1 rRNA gene is annotated in these 371 nt (G+C 57.1%); it reads left to right on the plus strand.

From position 1 onward, the window contains the following. Positions 1–34 precede the first annotated feature (34 nt). Positions 35–371: ribosomal RNA gene (locus ACMX2H_RS19000) — 23S ribosomal RNA — on the plus strand; the annotation flags it as partial.

Below are 371 nucleotides of genomic sequence, written 5' to 3' on the forward strand. Positions count from 1 at the left end.
TTGGTTCTCTCGAGAAGCTTTATTTGATCTTTGTGGTCAAGTTTTTAAGAGCACACGGTGGATGCCTTGGCATCAGGAGCCGAAGAAGGACGTGGGAATCTGCGATAAGCCTGGGGGAGTTGATAACCGAACGGTGATCCCAGGATGTCCGAATGGGGAAACCCCGCCCGGCGCGCGAGTGACCGGGTGACCCGTACCTGAACACATAGGGTGCGTGGAGGGAACGCGGGGAAGTGAAACATCTCAGTACCCGCAGGAAGAGAAAACAACAGTGATTCCGTCAGTAGTGGCGAGCGAACGCGGAAGAGGCCAAACCGGTCCATGTGTGATAGCCGGCGGGCGTTGCATGGCCGGGGTTGCGGGACTTTCCG

The sequence above is a fragment of the Arthrobacter sulfonylureivorans genome (assembly GCF_047607445.1).
GTDB classification, from domain to species: Bacteria; Actinomycetota; Actinomycetes; order Actinomycetales; family Micrococcaceae; genus Crystallibacter; species Crystallibacter sulfonylureivorans_A.